Source organism: Nitrospira sp. Ecomares 2.1 (assembly GCF_965152585.1).
In genome coordinates this window covers 3,991,856-4,014,006 of the sequence record NZ_OZ224219.1, presented here as the reverse complement: position 1 = coordinate 4,014,006, position 22,151 = coordinate 3,991,856, and the positions used below count along the sequence as shown (strand labels likewise).

25 protein-coding genes are annotated in these 22,151 nt (G+C 49.7%); 13 read left to right on the top strand and 12 right to left on the bottom strand.

Features of this window, described 5'->3' with window-relative positions:
• Window positions 1-549 precede the first annotated feature (549 nt).
• Window positions 550-1,653, top strand: a complete 1,104-nt coding sequence (gene rlmN / locus ACWHYD_RS17775) for a 23S rRNA (adenine(2503)-C(2))-methyltransferase RlmN (RefSeq protein ID WP_447963351.1) — start codon at window positions 550-552, stop codon at window positions 1,651-1,653.
• A complete protein-coding gene (larE, locus tag ACWHYD_RS17770; protein WP_447963350.1) occupies window positions 1,640-2,467 on the top strand; it encodes an ATP-dependent sacrificial sulfur transferase LarE in 828 nt (275 codons plus the stop codon). The genes rlmN and larE overlap by 14 nt, the downstream gene beginning before the upstream one ends.
• A gap of 216 nt (window positions 2,468-2,683) precedes the next feature.
• Here larE and atpF read toward each other — a convergent pair whose 3' ends face one another.
• The 4 genes from atpF to ACWHYD_RS17750 all read right to left on the bottom strand — a co-directional run bounded on the left by atpF (window position 2,684) and on the right by ACWHYD_RS17750 (window position 4,534).
• A complete protein-coding gene (atpF, locus tag ACWHYD_RS17765) occupies window positions 2,684-3,190 on the bottom strand; it encodes a F0F1 ATP synthase subunit B (RefSeq protein ID WP_447963349.1) in 507 nt (168 codons plus the stop codon).
• 14 nt (window positions 3,191-3,204) lie between these two features.
• A complete protein-coding gene (atpE, locus tag ACWHYD_RS17760) occupies window positions 3,205-3,432 on the bottom strand; it encodes an ATP synthase F0 subunit C (RefSeq protein ID WP_312644477.1) in 228 nt (75 codons plus the stop codon).
• A gap of 71 nt (window positions 3,433-3,503) precedes the next feature.
• On the bottom strand, window positions 3,504-4,229 hold the full coding sequence (locus ACWHYD_RS17755) for a F0F1 ATP synthase subunit A (RefSeq protein ID WP_447963348.1): 726 nt from the start codon (window positions 4,227-4,229) through the stop codon (window positions 3,504-3,506).
• A gap of 23 nt (window positions 4,230-4,252) precedes the next feature.
• Complete coding sequence (locus ACWHYD_RS17750; protein WP_447965895.1) at window positions 4,253-4,534, bottom strand: AtpZ/AtpI family protein; 282 nt, start codon at window positions 4,532-4,534, stop codon at window positions 4,253-4,255.
• Between the two features lie 119 nt (window positions 4,535-4,653).
• On the opposite strand from ACWHYD_RS17750, the gene ACWHYD_RS17745 reads away from it, so the two are divergent.
• Genes ACWHYD_RS17745 through ACWHYD_RS17735 form a run of 3 tightly spaced genes read left to right on the top strand, consistent with a single transcriptional unit; the run spans window position 4,654 to window position 7,652 of the window.
• Window positions 4,654-5,238: a hypothetical protein gene (locus tag ACWHYD_RS17745; RefSeq protein WP_447963347.1), complete on the top strand. Its 585-nt coding sequence runs from the start codon at window positions 4,654-4,656 to the stop codon at window positions 5,236-5,238.
• A 3-nt stretch (window positions 5,239-5,241) separates the two neighbouring features.
• Window positions 5,242-6,750 (top strand): anthranilate synthase component I family protein, encoded by a 1,509-nt coding sequence (locus ACWHYD_RS17740; RefSeq protein ID WP_447963346.1) that lies wholly within the window; start codon window positions 5,242-5,244, stop codon window positions 6,748-6,750.
• 20 nt (window positions 6,751-6,770) lie between these two features.
• Complete coding sequence (locus ACWHYD_RS17735) at window positions 6,771-7,652, top strand: aminotransferase class IV (protein ID WP_447963345.1); 882 nt, start codon at window positions 6,771-6,773, stop codon at window positions 7,650-7,652.
• 9 nt (window positions 7,653-7,661) lie between these two features.
• Here ACWHYD_RS17735 and nadB read toward each other — a convergent pair whose 3' ends face one another.
• Together nadB and ACWHYD_RS17725 are read right to left on the bottom strand one after the other, a co-directional pair.
• Window positions 7,662-9,311, bottom strand: a complete 1,650-nt coding sequence (nadB, locus tag ACWHYD_RS17730; RefSeq protein WP_447963344.1) for an L-aspartate oxidase — start codon at window positions 9,309-9,311, stop codon at window positions 7,662-7,664.
• Between the two features lie 32 nt (window positions 9,312-9,343).
• The gene (locus tag ACWHYD_RS17725) at window positions 9,344-9,838 is read right to left on the bottom strand and encodes a hypothetical protein (RefSeq protein ID WP_447963343.1); all 495 of its coding nucleotides are present in this window, start codon (window positions 9,836-9,838) and stop codon (window positions 9,344-9,346) included.
• A gap of 224 nt (window positions 9,839-10,062) precedes the next feature.
• On the opposite strand from ACWHYD_RS17725, the gene ACWHYD_RS17720 reads away from it, so the two are divergent.
• From ACWHYD_RS17720 to ACWHYD_RS17710, 3 genes are all read left to right on the top strand, one after another.
• A complete protein-coding gene (locus ACWHYD_RS17720) occupies window positions 10,063-10,158 on the top strand; it encodes a 30S ribosomal protein bS22 (RefSeq protein WP_312644457.1) in 96 nt (31 codons plus the stop codon).
• 32 nt (window positions 10,159-10,190) lie between these two features.
• Window positions 10,191-10,412, top strand: coding sequence for a DUF6812 domain-containing protein (locus ACWHYD_RS17715; RefSeq protein WP_342348580.1), 222 nt, complete (start codon window positions 10,191-10,193; stop codon window positions 10,410-10,412).
• A 106-nt stretch (window positions 10,413-10,518) separates the two neighbouring features.
• Entirely contained in the window at window positions 10,519-12,282 is a 1,764-nt protein-coding gene (locus ACWHYD_RS17710) for an ABC transporter ATP-binding protein (protein WP_447963342.1), read from the top strand.
• Window positions 12,283-12,401: 119 nt separating this feature from the next.
• Here ACWHYD_RS17710 and ACWHYD_RS17705 read toward each other — a convergent pair whose 3' ends face one another.
• Window positions 12,402-13,067, bottom strand: coding sequence for a hypothetical protein (locus ACWHYD_RS17705; protein ID WP_447963341.1), 666 nt, complete (start codon window positions 13,065-13,067; stop codon window positions 12,402-12,404).
• A gap of 359 nt (window positions 13,068-13,426) precedes the next feature.
• On the opposite strand from ACWHYD_RS17705, the gene ACWHYD_RS17700 reads away from it, so the two are divergent.
• The 5 genes from ACWHYD_RS17700 (at window position 13,427) to panC (ending at window position 17,675) form a co-directional block, all read left to right on the top strand.
• Entirely contained in the window at window positions 13,427-14,095 is a 669-nt protein-coding gene (locus tag ACWHYD_RS17700) for a class I SAM-dependent methyltransferase (protein ID WP_447963340.1), read from the top strand.
• 141 nt (window positions 14,096-14,236) lie between these two features.
• Window positions 14,237-14,917 carry a type 1 glutamine amidotransferase gene (locus tag ACWHYD_RS17695; protein WP_447963339.1) on the top strand — a complete coding sequence of 227 codons (681 nt, stop codon included), beginning with the start codon at window positions 14,237-14,239 and terminating at the stop codon, window positions 14,915-14,917.
• 135 nt (window positions 14,918-15,052) lie between these two features.
• The gene (locus ACWHYD_RS17690; RefSeq protein WP_447963338.1) at window positions 15,053-16,228 is read left to right on the top strand and encodes an LL-diaminopimelate aminotransferase; all 1,176 of its coding nucleotides are present in this window, start codon (window positions 15,053-15,055) and stop codon (window positions 16,226-16,228) included.
• Window positions 16,229-16,265: 37 nt separating this feature from the next.
• On the top strand, window positions 16,266-16,823 hold the full coding sequence (gene folK / locus ACWHYD_RS17685; RefSeq protein ID WP_447963337.1) for a 2-amino-4-hydroxy-6-hydroxymethyldihydropteridine diphosphokinase: 558 nt from the start codon (window positions 16,266-16,268) through the stop codon (window positions 16,821-16,823).
• A gap of 3 nt (window positions 16,824-16,826) precedes the next feature.
• A complete protein-coding gene (gene panC, locus ACWHYD_RS17680; RefSeq protein ID WP_447963336.1) occupies window positions 16,827-17,675 on the top strand; it encodes a pantoate--beta-alanine ligase in 849 nt (282 codons plus the stop codon).
• A gap of 8 nt (window positions 17,676-17,683) precedes the next feature.
• Here the strand turns inward: panC and ACWHYD_RS17675 are convergent, their stop codons facing one another.
• From ACWHYD_RS17675 to ACWHYD_RS17655, 5 genes are all read right to left on the bottom strand, one after another.
• Window positions 17,684-18,334: a TPM domain-containing protein gene (locus ACWHYD_RS17675; RefSeq protein WP_447963335.1), complete on the bottom strand. Its 651-nt coding sequence runs from the start codon at window positions 18,332-18,334 to the stop codon at window positions 17,684-17,686.
• A complete protein-coding gene (locus tag ACWHYD_RS17670; RefSeq protein WP_447963334.1) occupies window positions 18,335-19,228 on the bottom strand; it encodes a TPM domain-containing protein in 894 nt (297 codons plus the stop codon).
• A gap of 30 nt (window positions 19,229-19,258) precedes the next feature.
• The gene (locus tag ACWHYD_RS17665; protein WP_447963333.1) at window positions 19,259-19,858 is read right to left on the bottom strand and encodes a LemA family protein; all 600 of its coding nucleotides are present in this window, start codon (window positions 19,856-19,858) and stop codon (window positions 19,259-19,261) included.
• 320 nt (window positions 19,859-20,178) lie between these two features.
• A complete protein-coding gene (locus ACWHYD_RS17660) occupies window positions 20,179-21,450 on the bottom strand; it encodes a hypothetical protein (protein ID WP_447963332.1) in 1,272 nt (423 codons plus the stop codon).
• 309 nt (window positions 21,451-21,759) lie between these two features.
• Window positions 21,760-22,146 (bottom strand): pyrophosphohydrolase domain-containing protein, encoded by a 387-nt coding sequence (locus tag ACWHYD_RS17655; RefSeq protein ID WP_447963331.1) that lies wholly within the window; start codon window positions 22,144-22,146, stop codon window positions 21,760-21,762.
• Between the last annotated feature and the right edge of the window lie 5 nt (window positions 22,147-22,151).

Sequence of the window (22,151 nt, the reverse complement as noted above, 5' to 3'; positions counted from 1 at the left end):
TAAACTTAGTGGTTTATGATTCTGTGAATTCAATATTTGGTAGGATAGTCGTTCTTGCAGTATGTGAATGTGCCTTATTAACTAGGTATTGTATCGTGGTATTGGCGTTTGGAATGGTTGGTTTGAGAGTGATGATAATTGACATAAATTTCTACAATAATGAGCGATAATGTAAGCGGCTCATTTTTTGACGGAATTTAAGTCAGAAAATATGCTATGGAGTAAAACGTTGTTTAAAGCATTTCATGAATGAGTTAACAACATATTGTGGTGTAGTCCTACCTAGGAAAATTTCTGAATTGGGAGGAATCGGCTGTAAAGGTTTCTACGCGGTCAAAATTTCTCCGTTTTCTTGAACCATCCACGATGGGCCAGTGAAATCGTCAAACCTCGGCTTTGCTCAGTCGCCATTTCGCTTTGATCACCCCGGACAGACAGGCTCTAGGTGTAAACCGAGCATATTGAGACAGGCTGGAATATTTTTAAGATGGCTTGGGAAGATAAGGATGCTATGATTGATGAATTATTTGATTGTTGGACTTAAACGTGATGACTGCAAATACCCCCCCTCTCAATCTCCTCGCCCTCAACGCAAATGAACTGAGTGCCTTCATACAGGAACTCGGTTGGCCACGATATCGGGCAGGTCAAATTCTGCGATGGCTCTACCAGCATCGTGTAGTGGATATTGAGTCGATGACCAACTTGTCTAAGACCGATCGGGGCAGGTTGCAGGAGGTAGCGACTATTCACCGCATGGAATCTCTACCTCCCACGATTGCCAGCGATGGCACAGTTAAGTTTGTATGGAATTTAGAGGATGGCTTGGCTGTAGAGACGATATTGATTCCGGATGGCCGTCGGCGGACCTTGTGTCTGTCTTCCCAAGTCGGGTGCACACTGGATTGTGGTTTTTGTTTGACGGCCGAGATGGGCCTGAAGCGAAGCTTGCGCGCCCATGAAATTGTCGGGCAGGTGTTGAATGTCCAAGCTTATCTGCCGGAAGATGAGCATCTGTCTTCACTGGTGTTCATGGGAATGGGAGAGCCGTTGGTGAATTTTGAGCCGGTCGCCGATGCGATCCAGCGTCTCACCAATATTGAGTGGGGCTTGGGTTTTTCCCCACGACGCATCACGGTGTCCACGGCGGGCTGGATCCCGCGATTTCCAGATGTGAGGCGATTAGGCGTGAATCTGGCCATATCCTTAAATGGCACGACCGATGAACAACGGGGACAACTGATGCCTGCAGTGAATGGGCGCTACGATTTATCTGAATTGCTTGATGCCTGTCGTCAATATACTCAATTCAGCGAACGCCCTCTGACGTTTGAATATGTGTTGTTAGCGGGCGTCAACGATTCACCTGAAGATGCCAGACGTTTGGTGCGGCTTGTACAGGGGATCCGGTGTAAGGTGAATTTGATTCCGTTTAATGAGTTTCCGGGTAATCCCTTTCGACGTCCGTCACCAGGTGTGGTTGATGCCTTTCAAGATATTGTTAGAAATAAAGGCCTGGATGTGTTTCTCCGAAAAAGCCGGGGAGACGATGTGTTGGGAGCTTGCGGCCAATTAGGTCGATCAGCTGCTGAAGTCTTAAATCAGTCGACCACGAACAAGAAAAGGAGTCTCCCTCTCTATGCTCAGCCTTGAACCAACTCTGCAGGGGAAGTATGAGGCCTTGCAAGAACTCTTTTTCGATATGGAATCGGTGGTGGTTGCATTTTCTGGCGGGGTCGATAGCACACTCGTTTTAAAGGTTGGATTTGACATACTTGGGTCTCAGGCCAAGGCCGTGACGGCGGTTTCGCCAACATTTCCGGCACTGGAAGTGGAAGAGGTCAAACAATTAAGTGCAGCGATCGGCGCGCCTTTGCAATTGGTCGAAACGGATCAGTTGCAAATTGAGTCATTTGTCAAAAATGATGCAACCCGATGTTTCCATTGCAAAACGGATTTATACCGATTGCTTTCCAGTCTTCGGGATGCCGTGGGGTTTCATACCATTGTGGATGGGACCAATGTGGATGACTTGGGTGAAGATCGTCCGGGCATTAATGCGGCCAGACAGCTAGGTGTGCGGAGTCCTTTGGTTGAGGCGGGACTCAGTAAGGCGGATATTCGGGAATTGGCCAAAGGGTTGGGGCTAGCCAATTGGAATAAGCCGGCCGCCGCTTGTTTGTCTTCACGAATTACCCGTGGGCTCCCCATTACGAAGGCCTATCTTTCCCGAGTAGAACAGGCCGAGGCCTTTTTGGTGGCTCAAGGGGTTACGCAAGTGCGGGTTCGCCTTCACGGCGATTTGGCGAGAATCGAGATAGAGCCGACGCAAATGGGAATTCTGATGGAAGAACCAGGAAGATCCCGGTTAGTGGAGAAATTTAAAAAGCTTGGATTTCAAACGATCACACTTGACTTGGAAGGGTATCGGGCCGGAGGAGGGAACCTTCCATCAGGTCCGGTTTAATGCCTTTGCCAAAATTTTTGCGAATGGGTCAACCGGGAGAGTTTTACTTATGTACTATTGTCTGATGGGTTCAGGGTGGCAATAAAATTCAGGGTGGCAATAAAAAAAGGGAAGCGATGCTTCCCTCTTTTTTATTATGCACGAAGGTTTGATAGGAGCGATCCCGGAAAGAATGCCTCCTGGGATGGAGGATCTTCTAAAAAAATTGGGAAATACTTAGTTTTTTGATTGGGCGGCGACTGCCTCTAGAGCTTCCTGTGCAAAGCGCCGATGGTCATCGTCCGATAAACTTCGACCAATTACCTTCTCGGCAACCAAAATGGCCAACTCAGCCGATTGGGTTTTAATGTCTTGAATGGCCTTCCGCCGCTCACGATCAATGTCTTGGGTCGTTTCCTCTTTAATCCTCTGTGATTCCACGCGAAGCCGTTGCTCGTTTTCCTCAAGTAGCCGTTGAGCCTGTTGCTTGGCCTCTGTCAGGATCGTTTCCACTTCTTTGGCAGCCAACTGAAGCTTGGTTTCATATTCCTTGAGCTTTCCCTCTGCTGCAACTCGGTTCTGCTCGGCCTGGTCGAGGCTTTCTCTGATCTTTCGTTCCCGGGCTTCCAGCGTTTCCAGGATCGGGGGCAAAGCGTACTTATAGAGCACCCATAGAAGGATCCCAAATGAGAGGAGTTCCCAGAATATCAGTGACGAAAAGAAATGTGAGTCAAATTGTGGCATAGATCAGGAGCCCTTTATCCTTTGCCCATGATGATAAAGGCGATGACCAGCCCATAGAGCGCGATGGCTTCGACCAGGGCGAACCCGATCCACATATACTTGCCGACCCTGGCTTCTGCCTCTGGTTGACGGGCGACTGCCTCAATCATTTTTCCAAAAATATACCCGATGCCGATCCCGGCGCCCGCAAAGCCCGCGGCCGCTAGGCCCATTCCCAAAAGTGCTGCTGCTGCAGAATCCATTGTAGTGTTGTCCTCCCAGTTTAAAAGGGACTAATTGTGAGTGTTCCCTTATCGTTTTGTTCGAGCGTGATTTAGTGCAGATGCATGGCGTCACCAATGTAGACGCAGGTTAAAACTGTAAAAATATAGGCTTGAATAAAGGCAATTCCGACTTCCAAGCCATAGAGTGCGATGGTAAATGAAAAAGGCAGCCACCCAATCATAAGCCCGCCTGCTATGGTAAGGCCGAACAAAACCCCAAGAATGACATGTCCGGCAGTCATATTGGCAAATAATCTGACGGCCAGAGAGATCGGTCTAGCCAGTTGGCTGATTAATTCAATGGGAATCATTAGGGGAAGGAGCCATCCTGGTGTGCCAGGAGGAACAAGTATCCCAAAGAATTTAGCGCCATGGAGTTGGAATCCTATGATAAGACTGAGGAGATAGACGCCTACAGCAAACACCCCGGTCACAATAATTTGGCTGGTAATCGTATAAGATCCAGGTATGAGACCGACCAGGTTTGAAAATAAGATAAACAAAAAGAGGGCACTGATGAGGGGGAAATATCGCATCCCAGAGGCCCCCATCGTGTCCTGAATAATTCCGCGAATAAAGTCGACCAGCAACTCTCCAAGACTTTGGAGCTTAGAAGGCACCAATGCCCTGGCGCCACCAGCTTTCATCAATAGAAGCGTAACAAGCCCCACCACAACCCACATCATCAAGACGGCCTTATTGACGGAAATGTCAAGGCCGAAAAAGGAAAGCGGGAGAAAGTTATGAAGCTCGAAGGGATGTAACGGATCTTCCAAAACTAAACCTTGTGTCTAGTGACTCATTGTTTCCAACGCTGAGCTGCACGGTAGGCATTGCGAACTCCAGCGATTAATCCCAGTACCAATCCTAACGCCACACCCCACGGTGTGGTATCCAACACATACGAATCAATTAACCAACCAAGGAATCCACCGACGATAAGGGCGGCAAGAAGGTCCGTCCCCACTCGCATTGCCTGTCCCAGCCCCGCAAACATTGGATCCTGAGAAGGTGCCATTTTTTTAATCGGCCAGGCGAGTCGTCGGAAGGGGACACATTCAAGCAAAAAATCACGAATCATGTCAAGCAAGAAAGGTCCCATTTTTCAATAATGGTATGGTAAGGTACGCCTGATCAAGACAGAGAATCATGAAGCCTCTTAGCTGGTTCAGTACTGTTACTAATATTTAGGCCGACATTATGATGAAGAAGCAGTTGGTGTTCCTCCTGATCATGGCGTTTGCAGCATATGAGAATCCCCTGGGAGCCACTTCCTCAGGGGTGGATGATTTGCCGGATTTAACGGGTGGGGTGGTGCCTGTTGTTCAATATAAGCAGCTCGATCCCTTCTCCGGTAACGATATATTAACGTCTGTCAGTGAAGTAGAATATACGGTGAAGGTCAAAAACCAAACGGGGGATCCGTTGATTGCAGATTCCTTAATCCTGGTAGTGGATTCTGTGCTGGAAATTTCCGGGAAAGAAATTTCCAATCGAATCAAAATCGAGGGATCGGATGGTATGACTGGGGAGGGAAAACATTTTTTCAGGATTCCCAGTAATCGAAAGGATCTTCCACCCTATGGGGAAAGTGAAACGGTCACCATACGGGTGACGAATCCTGATTTTCTTCGGTTTTATCCGCCCGGTGTACGGGTTCGCGGGATCCGACGCTCTTCTGAAAAAGCCGCCAAAGATCTGCTTGATAACCTGGTGCAAGAGGGGTTGTTGTCTCCCGAGGACGCCATGCGGGCCTTAGAAAATCCTTCATCAGATAGTCCTTAACCCTTGTCCTCCATTCCCAAGCATGCCGAACGAGGCACTCATGCCTCGCTTCATTCGACCTCGTGTTTTCCCCTTATTCAGCACTGCTCCCCCGCTTTTGAAGATCCCTTTGATCTCTTTGGCCTGGTGACCGGTTACGCTCCACATTCATTTTTCATGGAGCATGACGCGGTTCAAGAAGGGGTGGCGTGCCGTTTTTCTTATTTGGGGTGCGATCCCTATCGCGTGGTCCGGGGGAAGGGGCACATGTATGAAACGGTTTCGTTGGGTAAAAAGGAAAAGTACATCGGTGATCCATTTGCGATGTTGCAGCGTACCTTCGTGGGGCAGACTGCCGGTTCAGGCAACCAATTCCCGCCGTTTCAGGGAGGGGCGATCGGCTGTTTCAGCTATGACCTTGCCCGTACGTTTGAGGTTCTACCCGAGTGTCTGCCGGATGATCTGAATTTTCCTGATTTGTACTTTCTGTTTGTCGAGATCTTTGTGGCCGTGGATCATCAGGCTCCGGGGGTCTGGCTGATATTTGCACCTTCGCCTGAGCGATTGGCGGGCGAAAGCTGGGATCACTTGTTTCGGGAAGGGCAGGCGCGCCTGTCTGATCTCCAAGCCAAAGTGATGATCCCTGAGAATCATTCAACGAAGTTGGATTCCGCCATGTCCTCGCTTCGCATAGATGGGGAGCAATCGTCTTTGGAATATATGGATCGCGTGCGTGCCTGCAAGCACTTCATTGCTGCCGGAGATATTTATCAGGCTAATCTCTCTCATCGATTCCGGGTTGAGGGAGTGACTCATGGTTTTGCAAGCCAAGCCGAAGCGGGAGCCGACGTATATCGGCAATTGCGGAAGGTCAATCCTTCCCCCCATTCGGCCTTCCTCGTTTTGGAATCTGATGTCATCGTGTGTAATTCTCCGGAACGATTAGTACGGCTTTCAGGGGGATGTGCGGATATGCGTCCTATCGCGGGCACCAGGTCTCGGGACATGGAACCTCAAGTTGATCGATGGTTGGCGGAAGATCTGTTGTCTTGCCCCAAGGAACGGGCGGAGCATCTCATGTTGGTTGATTTGGCTCGAAATGACCTGGGGCGGGTGTGCGACTACGGATCCGTTCGAGTCAATGAGTTGATGACCGTGGAACGATATTCTCATGTCATGCATATGGTCTCCCAGGTTTCCGGCCGTTTGAGTGACGTCTGCCATGGTTTCGACCTTATTCGAGCCACGTTTCCTGGAGGGACGATTACCGGAGTGCCTAAAGTCCATTGCATGGAACTCATCGAACAGCTTGAGCCCGTTCGTCGGGGAATTTACACCGGGTCGATTGGGTTTATCGGGTGGAACGGGGATCTTGACTTGAATATTGCCATTCGCACGTTATGGCTCACGGCGGGACAGGGATATCTCCAGGTGGGAGCGGGGATTGTGGCTGATTCGGACCCTGAGCGGGAGTATAAGGAAACGCTCAAAAAGGCCGAAGCTTTTTTCCAGGTTCTGAAAGGGAATTACTGACGACGAAACGGGTATAAGAGATGTGGATCTTTCTCAACGATCAGTTTGTTAAAAAAGAGGATGCTCGAATATCGGTCTTTGACCATGGGTTTTTATATGGGGATGGTGTCTATGAAACCCTCCGTGTCTATCAGGGGCGCATTTTTTTATTAGAACGACATTTGGCACGTCTTCGACGATCTTGTGATCTGATCGGTCTGGTTCTTCCGATCCAGGATGACGCTTGGGAAGCCATCATGACCGAAATGTTGATTCGAAATGAACTTGAGGATGCCAGCCTCCGCATAACGATATCTCGAGGTGAAGGGGAACTCGGGATTGACCCTGGTATTTGTCCCCGCCCGACTATTGTCGTGATGGCGAGGTCTGTGGTGGCCTATCCTGCCCAAATGCGGGAGCAGGGAGTCAGGGTGCAACTCGTTTCAGTTCGACGGAATCCGGAATCTGCCCAATCACCTCAAATTAAGTCGCTGAGTTTTCTCAACAATATTCTGGCCAAGCAGGAAGCCTTACAGGCAAGAGCGTTTGACGCCCTGATGTTGAATATGGACGGTCATGTGACGGAATGTACGACGAGCAATATCTTTTTTGTGGCAAACCACCGATTACATACTCCTTCTGTTGCCTGCGGAATCCTGGAGGGGATCACTCGAGAAGTGGTGATCGCCTTAGCCAGGGATTTAAAAATTGAGGTGGAGGAAGGGGCATATTCCCCTATGGACGTGCTTCAAGCCGATGAATGCTTTATGACGAACACAGGCCTGGAAGTGATGGCGGTCTCTCAAGTTGGAGAAGATCCTATAGGTCAAGGAAAGAGTGGGCCAATCACGATGGCATTATGGAGGGGTTTCCAGGATAATTTGGAAAGATGGTTGGGGCCGGTTATCACGCGCCCTCAATAGAAATAACATTCAATGCCGTGTGGTATTTTTTGTATTCTTTGGGGTAATAACCGCAGTGGGTTTGGCGTCATTGTCCTGTTGACACCGGCTATGAGTTTTCCAGGCGAGTCCTTTATGGAACGGAAAATCTTCACGGAAATGGGCTCCCACGCTATTGGATCGCCAAAGTGCAGCTTCCGCAATGCATTGTCCAACCAAAACCATATTCCGGGTTTCTAGTCCAGGCCGGCTCCACGGGGCTGCTGAAAGCTTGGATGACCATAGCTGAGCCTGATCGACGGTTTTCTTTAGAGAATTCCCCGTTCGCACCAATCCGACTTTAGACCACATTAGACGCCGTAAAGAGTTTCTGATTTTTTCCACATCTTGAGTGGACATCTTCCGTCCGCTGGGTTTTCGGAGGAGCGGAGAATTTGAAAAGTCAGGGCAGGAGCTGATCGTCGAACAAGAGGAAGCGGCTTGGGCTGCCCGATAGCCAAAGACCAGACCTTCCAGCAAAGAATTACTCGCGAGTCGATTGGCACCGTGAACTCCGGAACAGGCTACTTCCCCTGCCGCAAACAGGCCTGGGATGGTGGAAGCCCCATCCAGGTCGGTTTTAACGCCGCCCATAAAATAATGAGCACTGGGGGAAACCGGGATCCATTCCTCTGTGATGTCAATATCGTATCGTAAGCAGGTCGAGTAGATGGTAGGAAACCGTTCTTTCAAAAATGCGGCCCCCAAATGCGTCACATCTAAATAGACATGACGAGCTTTGGTTCGTTGCATTTCCGTCCAGATAGCCCGAGAGACGATGTCCCTTGGTGCGAGGTCCTGGCTTCGATGATAGTTTTTCATGAAGCGCTCGCAGCGATTATTGCGTAAAATCCCTCCTTCGCCTCGTAAAGTTTCGGACAGCAGAAAAGGAGGACTGGATGGGAGATACAGGGCGGTTGGATGAAATTGGACGAATTCCATATCCTCCAGAATGGCACCCGCCCGATAAGCCATGGCAATGCCATCTCCGGTCGCATTGGCCGGGTTGGTGGTTCGAGCATAGACCTGCCCGGCCCCCCCTGTGACTAAAAGTGTGGCGGGAGCACAGACGATCTTAAGAGTCCCACTCAATTCATCAAGGATTAACGCTCCCCAGCATCGTCCGTCCTGGATGCATAGCTCAACCGCAACATGATTTCCCATCCAGGTCAGGTTTTTCAGGGTTTGGGCTTTGACGCTGAGTGCACGAACCATTTCGCTGCCGGTGGCATCCCCTCCGGCTCGTAATACTCGATGACGGCTGTGGGCGCCTTCCCTGGTGAACGCGAGTTTGCCATCCACTGTGTCAAATTTCGCTCCCCATTCAATCAATTCATGAATACGGGAGGGTCCTTCTTCAACGAGTATTTTGGTGGCTGGCCGGGAACAGAGTTGATGGCCGGCTTTCAGAGTATCTGCCAAATGGAGAACCACGTCATCTTCCTCGCTGAGCGCGACCGCTACGCCTCCTTGGGCATAGAAAGAATTATTGTCTTGTGGCCCACCTTTGGCGACCATGGTGACACGACCATATCGACTTAATTCAATTGCAGCTCGAAGGCCTGCCACACCCGCGCCTAAAATCAGGAAATCCGTCGAAATCACGTGGGAGGAATGATGTGATGCGGCAGCGGAAGACATGGAAATGATTGGAGCAGTGAAAAAGTTGATGGTTAAGAAGAAAAATTGAGACGGTGTGTCATGGCAAAAGGCAGGTTTCCTTCAATCCCCCGGAGCAGGATGACTTGATTGCCACTCCACAGCAGGACCCCATGACCGCTGGCTTGAGCGGGCGCTTCCTGAGGGGAGCGTTCCCAGTTGCCTTGCCAGGAGACAAAGGCCGAAATACGATCTCCATCAATCACCATGCGATCGATGGTCAGGTCCAGCTGAATAGTGGTAAACGTTGCGAAGTCTTCTCGAACCTTGGCTTCTAAGAGGTCAAGGTTTTCAAGGGGAAGGAGTAGGTCCTGGAAGCCCGATGCATCGTGATTGACATAGGCTTTTTCCAGTGTTTTGATAGCTTGCACTACTCGTTGGAATCGGGCGTGGTCCTCAGGGTATTTGGGGGCTTTTTTCGAACATCCTGATCCTGCGAGGGAAATAAGGATCGGAAACGTTATTAAAAGCAACAAAAGATGGTTATTTAAAAATCGAAGCAGAATCATGAAATTCTATAATGAAGAAGAATACTGGAGGGGGTCAAGAGAATTTATAGAAAGTAGATGATTAATGAGTGAAGGAACAGGTATGATGTGGATGGTTTCCTTGACACCTTTCCTGACCCTATGATAGGTAATCAGCCGGCAGTCGGGGACTTGTTTGCCAAATTCAGGGCGAAACCTCTCTGAACCAAGATAGCCGTATCGAATTCACCCAGGAATGCACCTTTATGTCCAGTGTCGTCAAAAAGCGAAGGAAGAAAATGCGCAAGCATAAACATAAAAAACTCCTTCGCCGTATGAAGTTTGCCAAACGTCGTAATTAATTTCCATAGGCGGGATGGTCAAGGGCTTGAATATGACCCAGGGGAAAAAAACTCGTATTCGGGTCCGTTCCTCTTTGTCGTCATATGTCGGAGATCTCTTAATCCCGCCTATGCGAAATAGAATTTCAGATGTGTTAAATGATGAGTCTGTCCTGTTTATTAACTTAACGGATGTGCTGATCAATGACACTGAACATTCTGCGTTTGTCGCTTTAAACAAAAATCAAATCGAATCGGTTATTCAACTCGACTAGCCCCATTTTGTCATTTCTCTCGCCTTGTCGCACCCTCCGATTGTGAATTGGTGACGTCGCTTCTTACCTCTAAACGGATTTAAGCACCTGTTCGTGTAAGGCCATTATGAACTATCTGTCTCGATTTATTCCCTTCCTCCGTCCCTATCTGATGACCATGGTCGGTGCGGGGGTTTTGGTGATGGGTGTCGCGGCCTGCAACCTGTTGCTCATCAGGTTGGGCGGCTCGCTGTGGGATCTTATAACGGTTCAACGGGACTTGCCTAAATTGACCAGCATGGTGTGGGTCTTTGTCGGGTTAGTGATCGGCCAGGGCCTGTTATCCATGGCTCATAGTTATTTGACCGCGCTGGCTTCCCAGCATGTAATGGCGGATTTTCGTACCCACGTCTTCTCTCATCTCCATCGGTTATCACTGAATTTCTTTGCGAAACGGCGAACCGGAGAGTTGATTTCCCGATTGATGAACGATGTCGGGGTGATTCAGAATTTATTAACGGAGACCCCGATGGATGCCCTGAAACATCTAGTGACCATCATTGGGGGCGTGGGATTTCTTTTGGTGATGAATTGGCGGCTGTGTCTCTTGATTCTCATTCTCTTGCCTCTGCTGGCCCTTGTCGCCAGGATGTTTGGGAAGCGGCTAAAAGTCTTATCGATGCAAATTCAGGATCAAACCGCCCATGTCACCACGTTAATAGAAGAAGTGGTGTCAGGCATTAGGGTGGTCAAATCGTTTGTCCAGGGTAAACGGGAGGAAACACGGTTTCGTTCAGCTGTAGAGACCTTGTTAGCGACCACCATGAAACGGACCGCGGTGTTGGCCGTGTTTGTTCCCGTCATCACCTTCTGTACGTTTGTGATGGCGATTGGCGTCTTATGGTATGGGGGCAAACAAGTCATCGAAGGTCAGCTATCACCTGGGGAATTATTTGCGTTTGTTCTCTTTGCGGGAATTTTAATTGGCCCATTCGGATCAGCCGCCCGGATGTTCTCTCAGGTGAAGGAAGTGCAAGGAGCCATGACGCGGGTGTTTGAGCTCCTGGATACTCCACTGGAAATTCAGGATAGTCCGATGGCCAAGGCCTTAACCCCCATTCACGGGCAGGTGCAGTTTGATCACGTGCAATTTAGCTATGAGGACCGGCCCCCTGTTTTGGATGCCGTATCTTTCTCGATTCAGGCCGGGGAATGTGTGGCCCTGGTGGGACCAACCGGAGCCGGGAAAACGACTATTGTGAATTTACTGCATCGTTTTTATGACCCAACCGCCGGCCGGGTGCTGGTTGACGGGCATGACCTCACCTCCATTCAAGTGGATAGTTTGTATCAACAGTTGGCGCTTGTGCCTCAGGAAACACTTCTTTTTGGTGGGACGATCGCAGACAATATCCGGTATGGTCGAGCGGAAGCTTATGAATCCGACATGATAGAGGCCAGTCGCCGAGCCAATGCGCATGAATTTATTCAGGCGCTTCCCGAGGGCTATGATACCATTCTAGGTGAAAAAGGAATTAATCTGTCTGGAGGACAGCGACAGCGCATCGCTATTGCAAGGGCGCTACTCAAAGACCCGAGAATTTTGATCCTGGATGAAGCCACCTCAGCATTGGATAGTCAGTCGGAATCGTTGGTGCAGTCAGCCTTAACGGAACTTATGAAGGGCCGCACCACGCTGATGATCGCGCATCGCTTTTCCTCCATTCAGCGGGCAGATCGAATTCTCGTCTTACATAAAGGCACAATTGTAGAGGAAGGACAGCACGAAGAACTTCTTGCCAAGCGGGGACTCTACCATCATCTCTATACACTGAGAGAGGTTGAGGGAATAACGGAGCGTATGGAGATCGCAGAACAACCCTTGCCTTAAAAAGGGTCATAGAGCGGGAAGGAAAATAAACAAAACCGGTTCTGAGTCCTGATCCGATTGAGACGAGAGTAGTTCTCAATCCTCTGGCATTTTTATGCCTGGGTCTCATAAAAATCGGGTTAATGAATTTTGGAAAAGTCGGCTGGTATGTTAATCAGTTTTCCATCGGGAAAGAACACGGCGAGGGTTCCTGGAGCTAGTGGATCGAAGTCGGCATAGGCAAAGCGTGCGGTAAACCTCGACCGAAAGCTGACGGTATCTCCTGGATTTTTTCGGCCGCGCTCAGGAGGGCCAATATCCACGGGGCGAATCGTGTTTGAGCCTTGCTGAAGAGCAATATCTGCCCCTTCCGCAAAGAACTCATCTTCCCCGCATAAGCGAATTTCAACTTCAAGGTAGGGCATTTCCAGAATTTCCTGAATTTTAGCCTCCGGCATACGAATGTCTTGTTTCTGGCGTTTGGATTCCGCCGCTTCGCGTCGGCCAAAGTATTCCAACCAATAGAGTCGTGTTCTTAATATGGCATGTGCCCCACAGGGTTCCACTTCCGGGTTAGCGCCGACTCGAACTGCACGTTCCGAGGCTTTCATCACTGTAGCCACATCCTCTACTGAATCGGCTTGTTCCATGGTTTTGCGACCAGATGCCATCGCCTCATTGGCTTGCTCTAATGTGAGAGACAGGTCGATCCCGGAGGAGATGGATGGGTGAGTCCCTACACCGATTATAGTGAGGGCACAAAGAGTAAGCGGGAGACGAATGTACGAAGACAGCAATGAAACCATGCGCATTCTCCTTGGCACTTTTCGGGCATGACTCAGGATGAAAGTCGGAATTGTAGAGGACACCTGAAATCTTTGCAATCCCTGCCCTATGTACGGCTTGAGAGGGATCATGTCCGTACATATACACAGTTGGGGAGTGGGAGTAACTGGAAAAGTGATTTGTAGTTGACTCCCTCATGCCGCTCCGGTAGATTAGCGGCCTGTTTGGTTGAAATTAGGTGGACCGTCCCCCTACGGCACCAGTTATTTGGGGTTCTCGCCTCAGGTAAGCAATCCCTTATTACACGAAATATCATGTTGAACGTCAATTTCCCTTGAAGGGGTGTGGATTGCGAAGGACATCATCATTTGGAGAAACAATGAATATTGAGAAAGTTGAGCGTGTATACAGTGCGTACGCGTCTGTTTATGACCATACGTTTGGTAAAGTCTTTCAGCAATCTCGCGAGTCGGCGGTGCGCGGCCTTCCTATTGAGCCCGGCCATCGAGTTCTCGAGGTCGGCGTAGGAACCGGAGAGGCGCTCCCTCTTTATCCCTCCTGTTGCGAAGTCCTTGGTATTGACCTCTCGGATGGCATGTTGGAACATGCCCGACGTCGGGTCCAGGAGCACCGGTTGGATCATGTGACCCTCAAGAGAATGGATGCGGGGAAAATGGATCTTCCCGATAATCACTATGATATTGTGATGGCTGCTTACGTGGTCACAGCAGTTCCTGATTATCGAAGCGTGGTGGATGAAATGATCCGGGTGTGTAAACCCGGTGGCCGGATCATCATGCTGAATCACTTTAGCAATGGGAATAAAGTTATTGCGGCGGTGGAAAAATGGATTTCTCCTTTCTGTAAGCATATTGGATTCAGAACCGATCTGGCATTGCACACGGTCCTGGAAGGCACGTGTCTGATGGTGGTCAATAAAAAGAAAGTGAACCCCTTGCGGTTCTGGCATTTGGTGGAATGCGTGAATAAAAAGAATGGTCAACAGGCTTTGTTCACAAATGGTTTTGCGTTGAATGGACATTCATAGCCCTCTCCACCCATTGTCGTGCCCTGTATCCCCTTGCCTCCGGACATTTTGCCCTATTCTCAGGTAGACCACGTCACGAAGGGTATGACTAGTCCTTCGTGAATCGGCTTCTTGCCCTGAACCAAACCCAAACGCGGCGTCATGAAAGTTGCCCTCTGCCTCCAACATGTCTTGTTTGAAGGCCCTGGCGTTTTTCGTCGGGCTCTAGAAACTCGTGGGTATGCGGTCAGAAAAGTTGTCGTGCCCGCTGAGGGTTTGCCTGAAGACCCATGGGACTTTCTCCTCATTATGGGGGGACCGATGTCCGTTAATGATGGTGATGCGTGGATCGAGGCCGAACTCAAATTTGTGATGACGGCTCTCGCGAAAGGTATTCCTGTCCTGGGGATTTGTTTTGGAGCTCAGTTACTGGCGAAAGCGTTGGGTGGTTCGGTGACACCGGGGCCGAAGTTTGAACTTGGCATGAGTGCCGTGTCCCTTTCCGACCTGGGAAAAGTCGATCCTATCCTGAGTGCCATGCCCCAGGACTTTCTCGTGTTTCAATGGCATGGAGAAGGGATCACGCTTCCGCCTGGAAGCGTGAATCTGGTGACCTCTGCTGACTTTCCAGTTCAGGCATTCCGGATGGCGGATCGAACATATGGCCTCCTGTTTCATCTGGAATTAGAGGAATTGGGCATAGAGGCCTTGTGCCGGGAATGTCCTCAAGATGTTCAGCGAGGTGGGATGACACCGGAGTCAATTCAAGCCCCGTCGCTACCCCACCTACCCAGGCTCCATCAATTGGCTGATCGCTTCATTGAAAATTTGATTCAGGCATGATGACACCTCCTTCTTGATTCATTTTCCCATTTCCCGTTTCGAAAGCATTTTTTCCTGGGCGGTACCGTAACGGGTTACATATTTGGTACCGTAGTAGGTTTATATTCACCGGTTTTTGATAAGGAGTACGAATTCATGGCTGAGTTTCCTATTCAATATGCAGAGCGGATCCGCACCTTACCCCCCTATTTATTCGCCGCCATCGATGACATGAAGCGTAAGGCCATCGAGCGGGGGATGGATATCATCAATTTGGGTATTGGCGATCCTGATTTGCCGACACCAGAACCGATCATTGAATCGTTACGACGTGCGGCGGGAAATCCCAAACATCATCAGTACCCGTCGTATGATGGCATGTTGTCATTTCGGACTGCGGTGGCCGATTGGTATCAACGTCGGTTTGGCGTGACCCTGGACCCCAAAACAGAAGTGGTGACATTGATCGGGTCAAAAGAAGGCATCGGCCATGTTCCGTTGGCCTTTGTCGACCCGGGAGATATTGTGTTGATTCCGAGCCCGGGATATCCGGTGTACCCGGTAGCAACCAGTTTTGCCGGGGGGATTTCCTACACCATGCCTTTGACGAAAGAAAATGGGTTTTTGCCGGATCTGTCTGCCATTCCCAAGGATATTGCCCAAAAAGCCAAAATGATGTTTCTCAACTCCCCGAATAATCCTACGTCGGTAGTGGCGAGCAAGGAATTTTTCAAGAAGGTCGTGGACTTTGCGCGTGAGCATCAGATCATTGTCTGTCATGACGCCGCTTATTCCGAAATTTATTATGACGGCAACCGGCCTGCGAGCTTTATGGAGGCAGCGGGCGCAAAAGACGTGGGGGTGGAATTCCACTCGCTGTCGAAGACGTACAATATGACCGGATGGCGCATCGGATTTGCCGTTGGGCGAAAAGAAGTCATCGCGGGTCTGGGCAAGGTCAAAACCAACATTGATTCAGGCGTGTTTCAAGCGATTCAGGAGGCTGGCATTACCGCGTTGCAACTGGATGATTCAGTGACAGAAGGATTGCGAACGATTTATCAAGAACGGCGTGATGTTCTAGTCCCCGGCTTGAAAGCCATGGGATTGGAACTGGATTCGCCTCCGGCGGCGTTTTACGTTTGGATCGGTGTGCCGAAGGGATTCACCTCGGCGTCTTTCACGGCGCATCTCATTGAGAAAGCCGGAATTGTGACGACCCCCGGCAATGGATTTGGCGATCCGGGAGAAGGGTATATCCGGATGACGGTCACGACCACAAAAGATAAATTGGCCGAAGCGGTGGAACGCATGAAAAAGATTGGCTGGTAGGGCCTTATTCCTTTCAGCGAATCTGAGAAAAATCGAAATGGCTCAAGAAATTGTATATATCGGTTTTGGTTCCAACGTCGGAGATCGTCAGGAGTTATGCGATCGGGCTGTGGCGTTGATGAACCTCCTCCCTCGTTCTTGTGTCATAGGCGTGTCTTCGTATTATGAATCTGAACCGATCGATCCCCAGGGAATCCTGGGACCTACCTGGTTTTATAATGGCGTGGTGCGGTTGGAAACTGGTCTCAGTCCCCAACGACTTCTGGGCATCCTCCAAGAAACCGAACGAGCGTTGGGCCGTGATGGAGATAACCGTTGCGGCCCCCGCACAATGGATTTTGACATTATCTTTTTTGGCCAACATGTGATCGAACAACCAGGACTCATTATCCCTCATCCGCGTCTGCATCAGCGACGATTTGTCTTGGAACCGCTTGTGGAATTAGATCCTGATTGGAATCATCCCTCCTTTCACCGTTCGGTGAAAGAGTTGTTGGCGTCGCTTGAAGATACCAGTAGGGTCAACAAGCTGGATGTTATCCCCGGGGCGAAGTACGGCTCCCGACCAGCCTGCTCGTCTGGGCCTTCAGCCTGATCCATGCGTGTCTTCCACTCTGTTCGAAATCTCCATAGCTGGAGAACCAAGCAGGAATTGTTGGAAGGTCCGATTGGGTTTGTCCCGACGATGGGCGCCTTGCATGATGGACACCTGTCGTTAATGCAACGTGCGCGAAAGCAATGTCGGACCGTCGTCGTCAGTGTCTTTGTGAATCCGCTCCAGTTTGGTGAAACTGAAGATTTGGGCCGCTATCCGCGGAGTTTTCGCGCCGACCGCCGCTTGTGCCGGGAGGCTGGTGTCGACTTACTCTTTGCTCCTCCTCCAGAAGAATTCTATCCAGCAAATTTCCAAACCACCGTCACGGTAAATCGTCTGACGCGACGCTGGGAGGGGGAAGCACGACCCACCCACTTTCAAGGGGTCACGACTGTAGTGACGAAGTTATTCGGTCTGGTCCGTCCTCATCTCGTGTACTTCGGACAAAAGGATTATCAACAATGCCTGGTGGTGAACCAGCTCATTCAGGATCTCAACTGGGATATGCGAATGATCCGTTGTCCAACGGTGCGGGAATCCGATGGTCTAGCTGTCAGTTCCCGTAATCGATTTCTTTCAGCCCATCAACGCGTGCAAGCCGGGCTTTTGTCGAAGGCGTTACGGCAAGGGAGCGATGTCATAAGGACCGGAATCCGGAATGTTCGGACCATACAATCCCGAATGGAAAAGATTTTTGGGAGCGATCCCGATGTACATCTGGATTATCTGGCAATTTGTGATTCCAAGAGTTTGGAACCACTGACTCAAGTGGGCGGAACGGTTGTCATCTTAGGAGCCGTCAGACTGGGAACCATCCGGTTGATTGATAATCTGCTCGTCCGCTGTCCCTGAGTTCAGGGTTACCTGCTAATAAGGTTGTTCGGAAGTTCGTTGGGATTGGGACCAGAGGGACCTACCGGAAAATATTCGGCTAAGACCTCACCACAGTGGGTAATGGCCTGACACAACGACTCCACGGGATTTCCTTTGTGGACGCCTTCTTGAATCAGGCTCAGCATATTGTTCCAGGTCTCCGCGGGAATCCGTTCAAGAATTACGCGGTCTGTCAAAATCTCAATCCGGTGTTCGAGTAACGAAATAAGAATCAACACTCCTGTACCGAGTTCTGTCCGATGTAGCCCATGTTCCTCAAAAGCCTGATGGGCGCGAAGGTTCACTTTATAGGCCATTCGTTCGTTGGAGGTGAGCACCCGAATCACCGGGTCGAACGTTCCCAACCAGAATCCAAGTCCATAGGAAGCAAACACCGCCAGAAGGAGCCATCCGGCATTGGTGGCATGCCATCCCCAGGACATCCATTCCCAATCCATGGTTAACAGGGCACTCAGCACAAAAAAGGCAGAACCTGCCCCTGCCCGATATTGCGTCTCACGGTATCGGGCTGAGCGTTGAATGATCATTGGCACGATTTCTCCCCGAGTATGGCGTTCAGCCTTCCGGATGGTTTGTTGAATACGTTCATGATCCTGGTCTGAAAAAACCATCGTCATTTACCAGCTTCCCGAGGCGCCGCCGCCGCCGAAACTCCCGCCGCCTCCCCCAAACCCACCTCCAAACCCTCTCGATCCGCCTATTGATCCCGATTGTCCGGGCCATCCCAAGTTGGATCCATGTATAAATGGGTTTCGAGTCGATGGGCCTCCGACATTGTTGAACAAACCGACAAGAAGGGAGGTCACCACCCCCGCGAGAATACCCAACCAGATGGCCATGGGAAATGCGACCAGAAACGACAGGACCATGCCAATCACGCTCCCATTCACACGTCGGCCAGAACCTAAAAATAAACCGGCCAACGTTCCCACTATGATGGCCAAGCCAAAAGTTTCCCAAAGCCCCATGTGCCCAGAATTCTCAATGGAGGAGGGAGTGTTGACATAGGTCCCTTCAATAGTGGCAAGAATGGCATGAGTACCGGACATGATCCCTCCGGAGAAGTCCCCCGATCGGAAACGGGGCACCACCTCATGGCGAATGATTCGGGAACTTTTGGCATCGGTCAATGTCCCTTCCAATCCATAGCCCACTTCGATGCGCACCTTTTTTTCTTGCAGGGCAATCAGGAACAGGACCCCGTTGTCCGTACCCTTTTTCCCAAGTGCCCAGGCCGTTGCCACCTGATGAGAAAGCTCCTCCAGGGGATGGCCTTCCAAGGAGGCAAGCGTGAGGACCGCAACTTGGTTGGAGGTTTTGGATTCATGGGCAGCCAAAGCGGTATTCAGGCTGGAAATGGCAGAAGGGGAAAGCAGGTGAGCCTGGTCGACCACCCGACCGGTGAGGGGCGGAATATCCAAGCCCCACGCGGCCGAAGCCAGGAAGAAGATACTCAGGAGTCCCAACCAGCCTAACCGGTGAAGGCTCAGCCCTGGTTTTGGCCTCATCATGTTCATGTCGTCAGGTGTACCGATGTCGGGTTAAAATTTGACCTCGGGAGGCGTCGACACGGCCTTTTCATCAGCGACGGTAAAGCTTGGTTTCACTTCAAGTCCCAAGAGGTATTTGGCGGTCAGATTGGTCGGGAAAAATCGAACACCCTTATTGAATTCCGCGACCTTGTCGATGTAGCGCTTGCGGGCTACCGTGATGCGATTTTCCGTGCCCTCCAGTTGGCTTTGGAGATCACGAAAATTTTCATTGGCTTTGAGGTCAGGATATTTTTCCACGACGACCATCAGGCGGGAAAGGGCGGATGAGAGTCCTTGCTGGGCCTCCTGAAATTTCTGAAACACACTCGGGTCTTTTAACGCTTCCGGGGTTATTGTCATCCCGGCGACTTGAGAACGGGCTTGAGTCACTCCTTCTAATGTGTCCTTTTCGTGGGCGGCGTACCCTTTAACGGTCGCCACGAGGTTAGGAATTAAATCGGCCCGGCGTTGGTATTGATTCAAGACCTCGCTCCAAGCGGCATTGGTTTCTTCGTCCAGTCCTTGGAGGTCGTTATAGCCGCATCCACTCAGAGATATAGTCAGCAGGAGCAATCCGAGCATAAGACGTTTACAAGAACTTTGCATCATCCATTCCTCCTCTGCGAGATAAGCGGGCGGTCGTCAACCCAACAGGGTGTCATTATCAGATAATCACCAATATCGTGAAAACAAGAAATAGACAAATGATCGAGGAGGTAGGTGGGAAAGTCGGAGATGATGGTTAATTGTGGCAGCCTTAGCAAAAAAGAGCAAATCTAATGAGATCTGATCCTTATCAGAAGGAAATCAAAAATAGGTGAAGCCTCAGCCAAAAGGAAAAATAGGAAAGGTCATTTGAAAAATCTCATAGCAATTCAAAATGTTTCTTTTGGCGTTTTGGGGGACCGCAATAGTTCATGAAACTATTACTACAACTGCTCGCGATCAGGTCTTTGAAGTCCACATTCTTCCCATATTTTTTCAAAAAAAGGCCTTAAAATTACCTTGGGGACAATATCATAACCTGTAATGGTTCCTTCATAAACTATGTGTTCGTTAAATACCTTCCCATCAAACTTTCCATTAAAGTGCATGTCGTTTGGCACAGCCATTTTGTATCCCTCGACCTTTGTTGCCCCAACGATGAATTTGAGGGGGAGAGGCAATTCCAGAATATCCTTACAGAATGGCAAACAAGTGGATAGCGTTTGAATGAAATAAATCTCTAGCGAAGCACAAGGGAAATATCCAAAATCCACATTAGACCTTTTCTTGTGTGTATTTTTGTCAATCCTGGAGGTATCTATTCCCCATAACTCTCGATTTTGAAATACCTGTATCAGGGACAAAACTTTTTTCTTATCATGATAAACGGTAAATGCACCGTGCTTATTACGAACCCAGCTATGTGCTTGACTCGTGAGAGGCATGGGCATGATTTGGCTCGCTTTGAGTAATTGCAAGACTTTTTGAGTGGAGTCAATTTTCTGTGTAGGGTTTTGAGGTAGGACCCTTAAGAATAGATGTTCATTGTCTGGAACCACTAGTTGTATTTCCTCAGGAATGCCGTCATCTATAACACCTAAGGACTCATCTTTCCTTAAAAAAGTTGATGGGTCTTCGGTAAAAGGTATTGCTATATGCCCCAATGCATCCCATGTCGCTTCAGGAGGATGAGATCTAAGGATTAGGGTGATTGCTTGTACAAATTGTTTAACAAGCGCTGCTCTGACTCTTATCTTTTCGTCGAGTTCTGCCTTGTTCGATAAATGGTAGGTGAGGGGGTGTCTGAGATGCCGCATGTTGAAGGGAAGATTTTCTTGGGTCAAATTCCCATACGCTGTGTTCATAATAGGAATAATTCTAGAATGTCCCAATGAGCGTAATGCCCACCCATATTCGATCAGAACATTCGGGTTTGGAATTAATCGATTTTCTTCTGTTTTTCCAACAAAAGTCAGATCCGGGACGAAGACTGTTGCCCCTGAGATTTTCTGGAAAATCACGTCGGCAATTGGGGGAATTCCAGGCACTCCTTTCGTATCTTTATCCAATTCTAAGGGTCTATTTCGTTCTGCTATTTGGATAGAAATATCCGTAGAAACTTCCTTGATGGCTTTTTCAATAGCATCCTCTATAAATGTTCGGTTGGTGTCATTCGGGCAATCGCTTTGCCAGGAATAAAATACGGTATTTGCCATAATACTCCTGAATTTTGAGTTTCAGTCCGAATTGTCCATTGAATTATGCGAAATCTTGAAAGGGGCAGGCTATAGTCATTTGGAAAGTGTTTGCTTTTATGATAGATGCCGAGTTTCGGCTCGGTAGCCGAGGTTCTTTTGTTTCGGCAAAAGAACCCAAAACCATTGACACCCCGTCCGGCCTCATTCGAATGGGTGGACGCTGTTTTTGAGAGGGCGGGCCAACTCGCGATGCTCGGAAAGAGCCCGCCGGTTTATTAGGGCGTCCACCCATGGGGCCGGTCGGAAGGCGTCGGTCAGAATAGGTTATTAGCCTTGGTTCTGAAGAGACTGGGCTTCTAAAATCTTATCAAGAGCCGCAGGAGAATACGTTGCCGGTTTGACCCATTTGCCGTCTTCCCGTTTGTGTCCGCCGACTTTGCTCATGTTCGAACGATGGACTTCCTGGAAGACCGGTTCCATGTCAATACCAAGGGACACGGCGGTGCCATAGACGACATACAGCAAATCAGCAAGCTCCTTCGCAATTGAGGGTAAGTCCTTTCCCTGCATGGCTTCCTGCAGTTCGTCGAATTCTTCCTGGATGAGACGGGTCCGAAGGAGTTGGGTCGGCTCATCGGGGATCGAGGGAGTGGGAGACACGTGGATCTCAAATTGCTTGTGAAATTCCTGGACCATGCGTTGCGCGTCGTTCACTGTTC